This window comes from Paenibacillus sp. CB74, assembly GCF_055687625.1.
In genome coordinates, this window is record NZ_CM146009.1 from 6,679,987 (window position 1) to 6,693,664 (window position 13,678).

Annotated in this window: 7 protein-coding genes; 3 read left to right on the plus strand and 4 right to left on the minus strand. The window is 48.9% G+C overall.

What is annotated here, in order from left to right:
* Positions 1 to 161 precede the first annotated feature (161 nt).
* Positions 162 to 779, minus strand: a complete 618-nt coding sequence (locus ACX9NY_RS29455; protein ID WP_472476530.1) for a pyridoxamine 5'-phosphate oxidase family protein — start codon at positions 777 to 779, stop codon at positions 162 to 164.
* A 155-nt stretch (positions 780 to 934) separates the two neighbouring features.
* Here ACX9NY_RS29455 and pdxR point away from each other — a divergent pair, with 155 nt between their 5' ends.
* Both pdxR and ACX9NY_RS29465 read left to right on the plus strand, forming a co-directional pair.
* Entirely contained in the window at positions 935 to 2,392 is a 1,458-nt protein-coding gene (pdxR, locus tag ACX9NY_RS29460; protein WP_472479445.1) for a MocR-like pyridoxine biosynthesis transcription factor PdxR, read from the plus strand.
* Positions 2,393 to 2,570: 178 nt separating this feature from the next.
* Complete coding sequence (locus ACX9NY_RS29465) at positions 2,571 to 3,356, plus strand: AraC family transcriptional regulator (protein WP_105601246.1); 786 nt, start codon at positions 2,571 to 2,573, stop codon at positions 3,354 to 3,356.
* A 346-nt stretch (positions 3,357 to 3,702) separates the two neighbouring features.
* Here the strand turns inward: ACX9NY_RS29465 and asd are convergent, their stop codons facing one another.
* Together asd and ACX9NY_RS29475 are read right to left on the minus strand one after the other, a co-directional pair.
* Positions 3,703 to 4,494, minus strand: a complete 792-nt coding sequence (asd, locus tag ACX9NY_RS29470) for an archaetidylserine decarboxylase (RefSeq protein WP_339237400.1) — start codon at positions 4,492 to 4,494, stop codon at positions 3,703 to 3,705.
* Between the two features lie 85 nt (positions 4,495 to 4,579).
* Positions 4,580 to 5,713, minus strand: a complete 1,134-nt coding sequence (locus ACX9NY_RS29475) for a YheC/YheD family endospore coat-associated protein (protein WP_339237397.1) — start codon at positions 5,711 to 5,713, stop codon at positions 4,580 to 4,582.
* Positions 5,714 to 6,193: 480 nt separating this feature from the next.
* On the opposite strand from ACX9NY_RS29475, the gene ACX9NY_RS29480 reads away from it, so the two are divergent.
* Positions 6,194 to 11,443: a WIAG-tail domain gene (locus tag ACX9NY_RS29480; RefSeq protein ID WP_472476533.1), complete on the plus strand. Its 5,250-nt coding sequence runs from the start codon at positions 6,194 to 6,196 to the stop codon at positions 11,441 to 11,443.
* A 173-nt stretch (positions 11,444 to 11,616) separates the two neighbouring features.
* Here ACX9NY_RS29480 and ACX9NY_RS29485 read toward each other — a convergent pair whose 3' ends face one another.
* Positions 11,617 to 13,182, minus strand: coding sequence for a M4 family metallopeptidase (locus tag ACX9NY_RS29485; protein WP_339237393.1), 1,566 nt, complete (start codon positions 13,180 to 13,182; stop codon positions 11,617 to 11,619).
* Between the last annotated feature and the right edge of the window lie 496 nt (positions 13,183 to 13,678).

Consider the following 13,678-nt stretch of genomic DNA (forward strand, 5'->3'; position numbering starts at 1 on the left):
GTCTTTGTGATTCAACTGCCTAACATTATATCACCTTGACATGCCCCCGTCACGGAAATTACGCAATATGACAGTTATATCACTTTACCGCGTTGTTGCAGAGGGTTTCGAGGTGGGAATTAGCTGAATTTATCCTTGGATGAATCCTCTGAAAATGAAATTTATTGCTGATGAAATGGACAATATTTCCGCATCATCTCAGCAGTTTCAGCATCTCGTCCCTCATTGCGCTGTTCCAGTTCACCCCGTATATGATCCAAGCGTTCAATGGACCAATTTTGTCCGAATTTAAATTTGGCAGTGACTCGTTCGGGGATGATCCTTACAACGGCTACAGCTTTGAGGTTGCCTGTGTAACGCGGGTCAGTAGCATCAATCGGTACATATCCGCCTTGCGGCTGGAGTTTTTCCATAAATCGTTGCAGTACCTTAGCCTTAATGTCCAGATCCTTAACTGGTTCTGCCTGACCGAAGGCCATGACACTTTTGAAGAATGAAGTCGCCGGACAAGCAAGCTCGGGATCACTGAAATAGGATGGAATCAAGGAGAATTCTTCAGCTACCGTGAAACTGACCGACGAATCCTGTTTGATCTGTTTCATCTTCTCGCCAGCCAGACTGCCGTGGAAATAAAAGCAACCGTCCATATAAACGAAATTCAGTGGCGTAACCCGTGGTTGTGCATCCGGACTGACCGTCCCCAGAAACCCGAAGGAGCACTGATCCAGAAATGCCGTAATTTCTTGTTCTTCATCTACTATAAATTCTTTCCGTCTCATCTGTATTCCCCCATCAATGAAATGTATAATAGAACGCCATATCTTATGGATAACAATAGTTCATACATTGACAATGAAATAGATCCAATTTAGATTCACTTTAGTAGGCCAATTGGTCAGGATACATAATGAAGACGAATGAAGAGAGGTGCATGATGGAATTGTGGCTGCCGATGGATACCTATGAACTTCAGCATCGATACAAGTATGAGGCATTGTACCATGCGTTACGTGATGCCATTCATGCAGGCACATTGGTGGGAGGCACAAGACTTCCTTCCACCCGTGAGTTGGCAAGGCAATATGAGATGTCACGTGGTTCGGTAGCTCAGGTATACGACATGCTGCTTGCGGATGGTTATGTCCATGCGCATCGGGGAAGAGGTACCTTTGTAACCGAAACATTATCCGCCCAGGAAAATGAGAAACAGGAAGCCGTTCTCAGTCTCTCTCCCTGGGGCGAGCGGGTACAGAGGTTGAATACGCAACATGAGGTCCTGCGGACCACAATGTCTTCACCGAAGCCGTCCGTCATTGATTTTCAAATGCAGCGCATGCCTGCCGAACATTTCCCGCTAGGGGAATGGAAGAGTGCGCTCGCTGCTGTTCATCGCAGTGGTTGGCGAGAATCGAGCGGTGCAGCTGGTGATCCGGAACTGCGTGAGGCCATCGCCTCCCATCTCAGATGGACTCGTGGCATCCAGGCTGAAGCAGCTCAGATTGTATTGTTCAGTGGGTCAATGCAAGGCATAACCTTACTGTCTCAACTGCTGATTACGGAGAATGCAGCAGTTGTATTGGAGAATCCGGGTTATCCGGGTATCGCCCATGCCGTCAAGTCCTGTGGTGGGTACATCATCCCGGCAGATGTGGATGCTGCAGGCATTATTCCGCAGCCTTGGGAGGCACAGACGTTATTCGTCACCCCTACTCGTCAGTTTCCAACAGGTGCCGTGCTGGGGTTGGACAGAAGACGTGCCTTGCTTGCGTGGGCCTCGAAGCGGAATGCGGTCATTATCGAAGACGATTATGACAGTGAATTCCGATGGGGCGGAAGACCAATTGAACCCCTCAAAGTGCTTGATCGTGAACAGCGTGTCATCTATGTCGGTTCATTCTCACAAACGATGGTTGCTTCGTTCCGACTTGGCTATGCCGTATTGCCACCTGGTCTGGTGGAACCTCTCCTTGCTGCCAAGGCCCTGTATGAGCCGGTACCTCCCGCGCTGTTGGAGCAGCGCGCACTGGCCAAATTTATGACCAGAGGGGGTTACCTGAGGCACTTACGGCGGTTAACCCGGTTATACGGGGAACGGCATGATTTTTTTGTCCGAGAGATGGAGCTACAGTTGCCGGAAGCATTCAAGATGCAGCTTGGTGATGCAGGACTGCATATCTACGCTACCTGGAATGGCGATGCAGACAGTTATCAGCGGTTTAAAAAGTTCGCTCGGGAGGATGGCATACTGTTTCGGGATGCAGAGCGATATCGGCTGACTTCAGGTCATCCGGCGGCCTGCTTTGCTTTTGCACATCTGGAGAAAGAAGAGATGACAGAGGGAATCCGGCGAATGCGGATAGCCTGGGAGAAGTGCACATTTTCGTTTCGGTGAATTCCGCTGTATAATAGGATAAGACATTTCGCTCCTGTAAGAGCAGAGATCATATATGAGCAAGTTGGATTGAATGATGCTAGATGCTGAAATACATATGGCCTTGATTGAAGATGTGAGATTCAGATCAGAATGATGCCATATGCAGAGAGATTAACTATCAAGGGGGAGTGGCGACATGCTGCAGGCATCGCCGTCATCATTTGTTATTTTGCCCGCTGTCGCCAAAATTGTCTGTGAACCGGGCTGGAAGTGGCAGAAGCGGGAAAAACCGATGCAAAACTATGATTTATTTTATGTATGGAGTGGTGAAGGAACGCTTGTACTGAATGACCAGTCGTATGAAGTTGGCAAGGGGAGTTGTTTTTTATTCAGGCCAGGAGATCATCCTACTGCAACACATAATAAACAAAAACCGTTGGTACTTACGTATATTCACTTCGATGTTGACGGACCTGTGACTGATGTGCCTCAGTCCTATCGTGAGGTACAGGAAACGGTGGAATTTGAGCACTTGCTGGCACGTTATGTAAGACTGTTCTTATCGGATGTGTACGGACGTGATGAAGAGAGTCGATTGATTCTGAAGCAGTTGATGATTCATTTGCTGCGCGCCGATACGGAAGAACCTGTGGAGAAAAAGGTAAGCAACCAGTTGTCCGATGTTATCCAGGAGGTCGCCAATTATGTGCGTCAGCATCCAGGGATTACACATCGGGTGGAAGATCTGGCTGCCCGAGCGGGCTTATCGCCCCGGTACTTCTCGATCAAGTTCAAGGAACTGGTCGGATCATCGGTGCAATCTTATATTATCCGCATGCGTATTGAACGGGCGGAACATCTGCTGGTGCATACCGGCATGAATGTGACCGAAGTGGCAGATGCTCTGGGATACCGGGATATTTTCTTCTTCAGTCGTCAGTTCAAGCAGTATACAGGCAAAAGCCCGTCCGAGATTCGTTAAAATTCGGATGGGAAGAACATGACAACGTTTCAAGTCTGGAACGCAAGGGTAAATATCTAGCATTCCAGATGACCAAAAGGGGGAACTTGTGATGAACGGAAAACGTCGGGTCCGCAACCGGGGATGCTCTACGAAGGGATGCAATATTTTCCGGAACCGTCTGCGTCGCGTCAAACCGGCAGAAGACTTGCAAGATGTGTGGTTTTGAGGAGAACTCAGCAGACCAATAATGACGGAGCGAAGCTTCGTATTGCATGTATACATGGATCGATATGAAGACATAAAGAGGATGGCGCAATACCTGGTTACAGGTGCTGCGCCATCCTCTTTATTTGCGTATGGACCATTAATTCTTCGGTTTCAAACGTCCAAGCAATGCACCCATTTTGACCGAATCGCCTGGCTGTAGGCCTGGTTTTGGTTCAAATGTACCACTCTGCGTGAGCAGAACAACAGTGGAACCGAATTCAAAATAGGCCAGATCATCGCCTTGTGCCCAGGTACTTGTGTCCGCGTTAGCATACTGTATGCTACTCACGTTCATTGCACCCACTTTGACAACCGCCACTTCACCGTAATCGTGTGCGATATACGTAATGAGCCGCTCGTTTCGACTAAGCACGGATTTCATATGGGTCAGCCCAAAGTCATTCACGGGATAAACTTTGCCCTTGATGTGTTCGCTCTCTATTTTGCGGCCGCTGACAGGTGCATGAATGCGGTGATAGTCGCGAGGGCTGAGATAGAGAACGAATCCGTATCCGTGCTTGTACTTCTCCAAATGGGGAGAATGGTTTAATAATTCAGCAAGTGTATAATTTTGTCCCTTAACATTCAGGAGTGTCCCTGCAGATATTGGACCGGCTGCCGTAATCTTGGCATCTACCGGGCTGATCAGTGCATGCTCTGAAAGTTCCAACGGGCGCATGCCCGGCTTTAACTTGCGGGTAAAGAAATCGTTCAGTGAACGGTATTCCTTCCAATCTTTCTCGGCCTCCTGAACAGGGATGTCGTAGGTCCGGACAAAATAAGGGATAAATGCCTTACTTCCCCGGCTTTTGGAGAAGGCTCCCACAGTCCGGGAGATCCATTTGCGCGAAGAAAGCTCGGTCATTAATCGCAACAGCGTTTTTGCCATGAATATCCCCCTTAGGGTTAATGCGAACTTCAAGGCCGGCAAGACCGGCCGTTCTGCATAATATTGACACAGAATGCACACGAAATCAATATGATCTCCTATCGTATGTCTGCGGTTGTCTTGGAATTCTCGAATTCTGTTCCAGCAGCAGACGACCATAAGCCATGGGATTGCTGTACGTTGTCTTCCATTGTTCCGACATTCCCGCCTTGCGAAATCCATAACGCTGGTCGCGTCCATTACATTCAATAAAATAGATCTGGCCATTGCGCGTTATCCCGAGATCAAGGCCCAGATCAGCCAGATGTGGAAGACTGGCCGCTAATATACGGGCAATTCGGAGTGCAACGAATTCAATTCTGTGCTCCAGTCGGGCTAGATCGAATTCGGATTCCACTGCCCCACCAAGAGCCTCTGCAAGTTTCATGACTTTACCGCCTTGGGCGATGTTGGTGACAAACGTATGCGCAGGAGCCGCTTTGGCAAACATGCCTGTAATTCCCCACAAACCATCACCGCCACGCTGTACGGATACCCTCAGATCGACCGGTCTGCCCTCATAACGCACCAGAGGGATACGCTGTTCAATGAGGTAGGCATGACGAAAGATCCGCCTTAGGGTGGAGGAAGGAAGCTGTCCTTTGCTCAATCGGAAGGTTGCCCATCCTCTACGTGCAGCCTTCGTCTCACAGGTTAGTTTCCACTGTCCATCTCGTTCAAAGACACGCATAATACCATGACCGATGCTACCGCTGCATGGTTTGATGACCAGGTCATCATAATGTTCCATCATATAGGCCAGAGATTCTGGCGTAGCTTTAACGGCATGGGGCAGGTGTTCTCTTAAGATGAGATCCTGATGAAGCATGTCATGAATATGATCTTTACGGTACCGGTTGCGAACGTTGAATACCTGAATGCCCTGCAACATCAGCTTGCTGATCTGATGCTGTTCTGTCCGTCGAAGCTGAAGTGAACGGTTATGAATGACGGAGGGCAATAACATGCGCTCGCGAACATATCTGCCTTCTTTTTTTACATAGGCTAAACATGTTTTTTGATCCGAATCAATATCTTCCAGCCGCAAAAAGCAGGGGGTTAATCCATAACTGGCCGCTGCCTGTTCATAATTCGCGAGTGATTCCTGACCGGTCCTTCCGGCCGGTATCCCCCGGTACATGCGTGAATCGAACATAATACCGATCGTTTCTTGGAGCATGACCGTTCCTCCTTCGATGTTATCGCGACCATGGATCGTCCATTCATGGAATGCCGGCCTGTCACCGCATGGCTCAGACATCGCGATAACGCAGACCGGTGTGTAAGTGCATCGCTATGCACGAGCGTTAGCTTAGGTCATGACTGAAAACTCCGAAGGAAGCAGGTTTGGCCGAATTTTCGTTCCAAGCAAGGGAAAGTGCCGCAGCACGGGGAGAAAAGACGGTGAACGATGTACTTCAGGAGTTCTCAGACACGACATAGACATAATATTCTATGACATGATTGGGACGGGGGCGTGGACAGCCGCCTTTCCTCTACCATCCTGACACGCCTATTTCCACGAAGTTCATCGAACCTTCCTGTCTTGATGCCTATACATTGGTGCTCTGGCATTCGCAAAAGTCATAAATGAAGTGGCAGATGCCCATATGGAAGCATATGATGCCGGAGATGAACGTTTGAGGAAGGAGCAAGCTGCATGAGTAAAAATGGCAAAAAGAAGGTTCCGACGCCGAAACTGCGGCATGTGAGCCCAAAATTCAAGGAATTGGAACTGACGGATCGCAGGGCAGATAAGATGAATTCAGGTTTCACTGTGAATAGGGAAGAGCGATTGAGTACGAATAAAAGGGATTCGAGAGCTGTTCAGGCTTCGGAAGAATTCCTGCTAGAATCAACAGAACTACCTGCAACAATGAACGAGTTGGTGGAGCTAGAGGCCGAAGCCGAAATCAAGACGGACCACGTAGCGTCTGATAGTAAGGAAGTTGAGACGCAAGATGACTCCGAAAAGCAGCTTCAGGTTAGCAGCGTGGCTCCGCCCGCTCTGGTAGAAGAGCAGGACATTAACAAGCAGGACATCAATAAACAAGAGATCACAAACAGGGATCGGCTGCAGATCCTGAACCAGAACCAGATGCCGGGTCATACCGGACATTACATCTACACGGATGATTTGAGTGAATTTGCTGTTACGGAGAGCAAACTGGCTCCTTTCTCTGTGGATGCCTCCAAGCTGAAACCGGATGCGGTTGGCAGTGAAGCATTGCAGGATTATGCAGTGACCAGCATTCATATTGCAGACGGGGCCATTGTTTCCGCGAAACTTGCAGAAGCGTCGGTATCTGAGGAGCACTTGATTGACGGTTCTGTATCTGGTCACAAAATACGAAATGCTTCTATTGCCGGCGAGAAAATCAGAGATGGCAGTATTACTTCTCAGAAGCTTGGCAATCAGGTCATCGATTCGACCAAAATTGCCGATGGTTCGATCGGCACAAGACATCTCAGCCGCATGCTGGTAACGGAAGAGTTAATCAAGAATCATGCCGTAACTGGAGACAAGATCGCGATTAGCGGCGTGGATACAAGGCACCTCACCGGAGGAGCAGTGCATACTTCCAAACTGGCTGATGATGCGGTGACTACATCCAAAATCCGTGAAGCTGCTGTCACAGGCAGCAAAATTGAAGAACTATCCATCGAGTCTCACCATATTCAGGCAGGTGCTGTTAAACAGACTCATCTGGCAGAAGGGGCTGTCGGCCGTTCACACCTATCGAGTGGCAGTATTGGAAGTGACCAGATTGAGGATGGGTCCATACAAACTAGACATTTGGCTGAGGGTTCACTAAGTGGAAGACATCTACTAGACGGTTCAATCGGTTCAAGCCAGATTCGTGCTCATGCCGTTGGCAGGGAACAGATTGGCAATGGAGAAGTGGGCAGTGAGCATTTGACGGAAGGTGCAGTAACCAGCAGCAAGCTGGCAGACCAGTCTGTTGGAACAGCAAAATTGCTGGAGCAATCCATTACGGCTTCCAAGATCGCTGATCAAAGCATCATTTCTTCCAAAATTGCGGATGAAGCCGTACAGGGTAAACATCTTGCCAAAGGCTCCATTCGTGCGGAACACATTGCAAATCGGGGAATCACGCCAGTACATGTGGATAATTCCGCAATTCATTCCATTCATATTGCTAGTGGGAGCATCGAGGCAACTCATCTGTCGACAGGAAGTGTATCCGGAGATGCTCTCGCAGATGGCGTAGTATCTGAGCGGCATCTTGCAGAGACCTCCGTAGGTACGTATGAATTGCAGGATGCTGCTGTTACAGATGTTAAGCTCGCGGATGGAAGTGTGACAACAGAAAAGCTTGGAACGGCATCGGTGAGCAGCAGAGTGCTTGCCCCGGGAAGTGTTAGTTCCTCGCATCTTGCGAACGGTGGAGTCACAGGTACACATCTCGCTCCAGGGAGCGTGGGTTCCGAGGCCCTGAGGCCGTATGCAGTGAAATCAGATCATCTGACAGAACATGCCGTAGGCGCACCTCATCTTCAACCAGGCAGTGTTGAAACAGATGCTATTGCACGGGCGGCGGTCACAACGGAAAAATTGGCTCCTGGCAGTATAACTTCAGCCCAGTTGGCTGGCGGGTCCATTTTTCCACCTCATCTAACCGATCATGCGGTTACCTCACCGAAGCTCTCACCAGAGAGTGTTGCCACAGATAAACTGGCGGATTTTGCAGTTACGTCAGCTAAACTGGCAGACGGGAGCGTGACTTCTTCCAAAATTATGGCAGAAAGTATTAACGCCAAACATATTCCAGCCGGAACGATTCGCGGATATCACCTGAAGCAGCATGCCGTTTCCCTGGAACATTTGTCGGAGGAAATACGCACACCGGAATTATTTGCTGATGGAAGTATTACGGGGAACAAACTTCGGCACGGGTCCGTAAGTGCGGAACATTTGGCAGCAGACTCGGTATCCGGGACAGAACTGCAACAGGGTGCTGTAGGTAGCGAGCACTTGCAGCCATCTGTAGTACAATCCGTGCATTTGGCTGAAGGCAGCGTGAAAGCTGAACATTTGGGAACTCAAGTAATAAGCTCACAGCATCTGAAGGCAGACATCATTCATGCGGAGCATATTGCTGAACAGGTGGTCACATCACATCACTTGGCACCTGGATCTGTCGTAACAGACCATCTGGCCCCTTTATCCATTACAGCGGCTCATCTTCAGCCAGGTTTGATCAGTGGTTTGCATCTCCAGGCAGAGTCGACAAGTGCTCTTCATCTGCAGCAAGGAGCTGTACATTCCCGTCATATTCAGGATGGTGAAATTCTTCCTCATCATATCCATGAACGCAGCATCGGAACGTCTCATCTGGAAGAAGAAGCGGTAAGTACGATTATTTTGCAGGATGAATCCGTAACACGCTCCAAACTAGCAAGCGGTAGTGTTGATGGCAGCAAATTAGCTGCAGGGGCAGTATCAGCTACTCACATTGCCAACGAAAGTGTGCAAACGCGTCATATCCAGGAAGGAGCAATCCTGGCTGATCATATTCAAGAATGCAGTATTGGCTCAATTCATCTGGATGAGGAGTCTGTGAGTGAGTTTCATCTGCAAAATGGATCTGTCACGAGTGCCAAACTGGCGGACGGCAGTATAAATGGCAGCAAGTTACTCGAAGGTACGGTATCGGGGATGCATATTGCATCCGAAAGCGTGCAATCCGAGCATATTCAGGCAGACGCCATTCATGCTGGACACATTCAGGAACGAAGCATCGGTACAATCCATCTGGAAGAAGAAGCAGTAAGTGCCGTTCATCTGCAAAATGGGTCCGTCGTCAGTGCCAAACTGGCCGACAGCAGTGTAACCGGCAGCAAATTGCTCGAAGATGCGGTGTCGGGAATCCATATCGCATCCGAAAGTGTGCAATCCCGCCATATCCAGGAAGGAGCAATCCTGGCTGACCATATTCAGGAGCACAGCATCGGCATGTATCACTTGGAAGAGGAAGCGGTAAGTGCTATTCATCTGCAAAATGGGTCTGTCACAAGTACCAAGTTGGCCGACGGCAGTGTAACGGGCAGCAAGCTGCTTGAAGGATCAGTATCGGATATCCACATGGCAGATGATAGTGTGCAATCCCGTCAGATTCAAGCAGGAGCCATTCATGCTGATCATATTCAAGAGCGGAGCATCGGCACGGCACATTTGGAAGAGGAAGCGGTAAGTGCTATTCATTTGCAAAATGGATCTGTCACAAGTGCCAAACTGGCGGATAACAGTATAACGGGCAGCAAGTTACTCGAAGGCACGGTATCGGGGATTCATATCGCATCGGACAGTGTACAATCCGGGCATATTCAGGCAGGAGCCATTCATGCTGATCATATTCAGGAGCGAAGCATCGGCACAACCCATCTGGAAGAGGAAGCGGTAAGTGCCGTTCATCTGCAAAATGGATCGGTCACAAGTGCCAAATTGGCTGACGGTAGCATAAACGGCAGCAAATTGCTCGATGATGCTGTATGCGGGAGCCATATCGCATCCGAAAGTGTGCAAACTCGCCATATCCAGGCAGGAGCAATCCTTGCCGATCATATTCAGGAGCATAGCATCGGTACGTCCCATATAGAGGAAGAGGCAATAAGTGCGGTTCATCTGCAAGATGGGTCAATAACGGGTGCCAAACTGACCGATGGCAGTGTAACGGGCAGCAAATTGCTTGAAGATGCGGTGTCGGATGTCCACATTGCAAATGGAAGTATACAATCCCGTCATATCCAGGAGAGAGCCATACATGCTGACCATATTCAGGAGCGCAGCATTGGGATCTCTCACCTCAAAGCGGAATCGGTAAGTGCGATTCACCTGCACAATGGTTCCATAACAAGTGCCAAAATGGCGGACGGCAGTGTTAACGGTAATAAATTGCTTGAAGGTGCGGTATCGGCTATCCACTTGGCAGACAACAGTGTGCAATCTAGGCATATTCAGGATGGATCGATCCTTGCTGAACATATTCAAGAACACAGTATTCGCACAACCCATCTGGAAGAAGAAGCGGTAAGCGGTGTTCATCTGCAAAATGGGTCCGTCACTAGTGCCAAATTGGCCGATGGCAGCGTGAACGGCAGCAAACTGAGTGATCAGAGTATTACTTCCAATCACTTAAATGCAGGGATTGTAGGTCCGGCGCATTTGAGCGAAGAGATATGGAATGCGATTCGTCAGTTCAGTGGAGAAACGCTGGAGCAACTGGCAGCGATCCGAAGACAAGAGGGATTAATTCAAACGGAGAGCGAAGCAGCAGAGCCTTTACAGCAGACCCTGGTCGAAGGAATACCCGGTCCTGTTCTGGAAGTAACACAAATTCACGAGACATCGAATCAGGAGCCGGAGCAACAACAAGAGTTGCTATCTCCAAGTGATCAGCTTGGCGAACCAGAGGCGGCCTTGTTCACCACAGAACAGGCAGATCAGGCTCAGCAACCGCAGCTTGAACAGTCACAGGAGAACGCTGGAACGACGGAGTTTGTGTTAAGTGAACAATCGGTTACACAGGAGCATCTGTGTAATGGTGCCGTAGGCAGCAGCCAGTTGCAATCGGGGGCAGTTCAGGCCAAACATCTGGCCTTCCAACCCGTTCGCAGCGTAAGCAAGCAACCGGTTGTACAACAATTCGGAATGGAAGCTTTTGTCCTGCCAGAGAGTGAAGGAAGCACAGAGGTAACCGTTGTTTTTGAAGAGTCATTTGCTTCAGAACATTATGTGATTGTGGGTATGAGCAATGATCGGGGATTCCAGATTTCCCTGCTCTCGCAAAGTGAGGATGAAGCAGTGCTTGAGGTGTCGCGTACGGCAGATTGCAAGCATACGTACGGGTTATTGTCATGGATTGCTGCGGGACCTTCGCAAGGATAGTGCAGGTTGTTGTATCCTTATTACACGAATGACAAAAGCGGTGTCCAGAGTTGTCCGGGACACCGCTTTTGGTTTGAACTAAGCTTAATCCGTTCGGACGGTGGGGGGTGTCTGAACGTTTGGATACCATTAGGATGAGTACATTATAAGTTCAATCACGATAAAGTAAGATTTTACAGGCCCACAGCTTGATACGCTTTGGTAATGGCAGTAGCTTCAGCAGAATTCGCTCCGTACAGATCTTTGGCTGCTTGAATGGTAGCTGTCTTGGCAGCGGCAAATTTGGACGTTGGTGTCAGGTAGTTCACCAGTGTGCTGTAGAAAATCTGGATCGCTTTATCCCGGCCGATTCCGGTAACAGTCACACCATTATGTGTTCCGCCCTGAGCAGCAAGGTAATAGGCTTTGTTGATGATACCACTGTTGATATGGACACCGCCGTTGTCCTGTGTGCCTGTGTAGCGATCGCTGTATTTGTCAGGTTGACCATATAATGTAGGATTGGAGAGGGAGCGCAGTGCATCTCCTGGAATGTTAGGTGTGTAGATATCATCACCGAGCAACCAGTTTTTGCTTTGAATCGTATTACCGAAAATATCGGCAAAGGCTTCGTTGAGTGCACCTGGTTCATTACGATACTCCAGATTGGCCGTATATTCAATGACACCATGCGTCAATTCATGACCTACAACATCGAGATCACCAGACAGGGATCGGAACGTCGTTCCATCTCCGTCACCAAAGACAATCTGTGCTCCGTTCCAGAAGGCATTATTGTAGTTGGAGCCGTAGTGTACGGTGGATCTAATCAGCAATCCGTTACCATTAATCCCGTTACGGTTGAATTTGCTTTTGTAGAAATCATACGTGGCAGCTGCATGGGCGTGAGCATCCACACCTGCACGGTCGGTCCATACATTATCCGAATCCGTGAGCAAGGTACCAGGAAGCGATGAGCCATTGTTCGCTGTGTACGTTTGGATGCCATTGCCCCGAGTGGTGTCTTTCAGTTGGTAGGTGCTGCCGGATTGGGTGGTTGTCAGTGTTTTGGTATCACCGAGTACGCCTGTACCTGTTCCAGTGGCAAAGTTAATGAGGTCAAACTGGGATACGATACTGCCATCTACTGCATTGATGAAATATTTGGTCCGTAAAGGGGCAGGTTCCAGTACGTTTACTTCCGTAATGTAAACCAGATACGTCTGTCCATCTTCTTCATGATGATAGATGTTCAATTCAGCCTGAGGTGTGATCTCCGGGGCACCAAGCTCTCCAATCCGAGAGGTTGCTTCTTCGGTTGCAATCTGGATTGCGTCTTCCCCGCTGATCTCGGCTACACCATCGTTCGGAATGGCCTGCTCTTCAATCGGTGGAAGATCGCCAAGTGCAGAGCTCACGGCTCCGGTCTTGTCCAGGTGAACCGTCTGTTCTGCACCATATACCGGGATACCTTTAATATACTGTTTCAGGCGGAAGTGCCTCACACCAGATGTATCTGTGTTTCTTTTGATAATTTTGAGCTGGGATTTCACATCGGAATTCAGGAATTGTTCCTGCTGTCCAAGGTAATTGTAGATGGTGTCATCTGTTCCACTGTTCAATGGAATACCCTCCTCGGAGGCATAAGGGGCCTGAAGTGGAATGGATTGATCAGACAATGGAGCTGCAGTAGCAGAGGATACGGAAGCGAGCAAAAGAGCTCCTCCAAGAATTGTTGGCATAACTTTGGCGAATTTCATAGTAAACTCTCCCATTCTTTAGCTTATTTTTTGGTTGGAAAATGATCATGCCAATCTCGGTTGGAATTCCGTCTGCAACTTAGGCAGCGCGGAGTGTGGGGCTGAACCTGAAGCGTGGAATCAGACAAGAAACGATTGGAACAAAATTGGCTTGGGCCTTAGCTCGGGAGGTGTTAAGTACGACACCAAACGAAAGGGTGACCGTTTTATTCAGTTCAGTCCGAAGGTCTAATCGTCTATTGTGCTCCACTTTCAGAAAGCCGGGGGTTGTCCAATTGCGCGGGCAGAAGATTCGTTTACGAAAAACTGGGGTGTTCAATCCGGGTTTGCATAAATGACGAAGGCAGTGTGTTCTGAACGGCATCACTCCTCTCAAGAGTAGAATGAATCGGTTTAACAGGTTCTGAGAATGAGATCATCATCTAATCAACCTAAGGTCAATAAATAGATTCAGAAAGACAAATGGGAACTTATGTTCACCATAAGGTTATTTTTG